1 protein-coding gene and 1 pseudogene are annotated in these 2292 nt (G+C 73.0%); both read left to right on the top strand.

Annotated elements, in window-relative coordinates:
* The coding region (locus tag ACFWEP_RS22470) for a phosphopantetheine-binding protein (protein WP_387372185.1) at nt 1-824 on the top strand (824 nt) is incomplete at its 5' end.
* A pseudogene (locus tag ACFWEP_RS22465) lies at nt 821-2292 on the top strand (condensation domain-containing protein); the annotation flags it as partial. The gene ACFWEP_RS22470 and the pseudogene ACFWEP_RS22465, both read left to right, overlap by 4 nt.

Below are 2292 nucleotides of genomic sequence, written 5' to 3'. Positions count from 1 at the left end.
GGACCGGTGACCTCGTCCGGTACCGGTACGACGGCGCGCTGGAATTCCTCGGCCGTCTGGACGGCCAGGTCAAGGTGCGCGGCTACCGGGTGGAGCCGGGCGAAGTCGAGAACGCGCTGACGCGGCAGCCCGGGGTCGCGGAGGCGGTGGTCGTCGCCCGTGGGGACGCCCTGGTGGGGTACGTGGTCCCGGCAGCCGCCGAGGGCCCGCACGATCCCGGCGCCGGCCTCCGTCCCCGGGCGGAAATCCGGCCCGCCGGTCCCGCGGGCGCATTCGCGGGCACCGCTCCGGGCGACCCCGCCGCCGTCGCGGGCACCGCTCCGGGCCGTGAGGTCCTCGACCCTTCCGCCCTGCGGGCCGCACTTGCCGCATCCCTCCCTCCACACCTGGTGCCCAACGCCGTACTCGTCCTGGAGCGGCTGCCGCTCACGCCCAACGGGAAGCTCGACCGCGCCGCCCTGCCCGCCCCCGACCAGCGCCCCGCGCTGCGCGAGGCGTACGTGGCCCCGCGCACCGAGGCGGAGGAACTCGTCGCGGACATCTGGCGCGAGGTCCTCGGCATCGACCGGGTCGGGGCGATGGACGACTTCTTCGACCTCGGCGGGCACTCGCTGCTCGCCACCAGGGTGATCGCCCGGATCCGGGCGACCGCCGAACTCACCGTCCCCCTGCGCACCCTGTTCACCCACCGGACGGCCGCAGCCTTCGCCGAAGCGGTGGAAGCCGCCCTGGTGGCCGAAATCGATGCCCTCTCGGACGACGAGGTCGCGAGCCTCCTGTCCGCCGATGACGACTCCCTGGAAGGAACCGGTTCGCCCGCATGAGCGAAACCACCACATCCTCCGCCGGCCTCTCCGAGGCCAAGCGCGCCCTGCTGAGCCGCCGGCTGCGGACCGGCCTCACCACCGCGCCCCGGCCGGTCGTCCCCCGGCGGGACGACGGGGAGGTGCCCCCGCTCTCGTTCGCCCAGGAACGCCTCTGGTTCATGGAGCAGTTCGCGCCGGGCACCGCCGCCTACAACATCCCGGTGGCTCGGCGACTGCGTGGACCGCTGGACCACGCGGCGCTGGAGCGCGCCCTGGACATGGTGGTGGCCAGGCACGAGACCCTGCGCTCCCGGTACCCGGCGACCGACGACGGCAGGCCCGTCCTGGAGATCGCCGAGCCCGCGCCCGCTCCGCTGCCCGTTGCCGAAGCGGTCGACGAGGCGCACGCGGCACGGCTGGTGGACGAGGCGGGAGCCCGGCCCTTCGACCTCGTCGCGGGCCCCCTGCTGCGGACCCTCCTGGTGCGGTGCGCACCCGACGAGCACATCCTGCTCCTCGTGGTGCACCACAGTGTCAGCGACGGCTGGTCCAGCGAGATCCTGGTGTCGGAGATCCTGCGCTGCTACACGGCCCAGGTTGCGGGCGGCCCCGATCCGCTGCCCGAACTCCCCGTCAGATACGGAGACTTCGCGCTGTGGCAACGCGACCGGCTGAGCGGGGACGCGATGGCCGCGGAGGTGGCCTACTGGGCGCGGGAACTGGCCGGCGTGGAGCCCCTCGTGCTGCCCACCGCCCGGCCGCGGGCCGCCCGGCAGACGTTCGACGGGGCCGGCTACGGCTTCCAGGTGGACCGAGGACTGCTCGATCGGCTCACCGCTCTCGGCAAGGCCCACGGTGCCACCGTCCACATGGTGATGCTCGCCGCCTTCCAGGTGCTCCTCGCCCGCTTCAGCGGACAGCGCGACTTCGCGGTGGGCTCACCGGTGGCCGGGCGGCCGGAGCCCGAACTCGAAGGCCTCGTCGGCATGTTCGTCAACGTGCTGCCCCTGCGGGCCCGGCTCGACGGGAATCCCGGCTTCGCCGCGCTGCTGGAGCGGACGCGGGAGACCTGCCTGGAGGCCTATGCCCACCAGGAACTGCCGTTCGCCCAACTGGTGACCGAACTGGGCGTCGAGCGTGACGTCTCCAGGCCGCCGGTGTTCCAGGCCGTGCTCGCCGTACAGAACTACGCGACCGCGCAGCAGCGCGACGCGAAGGGGGCACTGGACGCGGAGACCTACGGCCTGCGGGCCGCCGGTACGCGGTTCGACATCGAGCTGTTCCTGATGGAGTGGCCGGACGGGCTGCGGGGAGCCTTCAACTACAACACCGACCTCTTCGACGAGGCGGACGTCGCCCGCATGGCGGGACACCTGGACCGGCTGCTGCGCGCGGTGACCGAGCACGCTAGCGGCGTGCTTAACACATGCAAGTCGAGCGGTAAGGCCCTTCGGGGTACACGAGCGGCGAACGGGTGAGTAACACG

The organism is Streptomyces sp. NPDC060198 (genome assembly GCF_042728415.1).
GTDB lineage: Bacteria > Actinomycetota > Actinomycetes > Streptomycetales > Streptomycetaceae > Streptomyces.
This window is presented reverse-complemented; position numbering and strand designations above follow the sequence as displayed.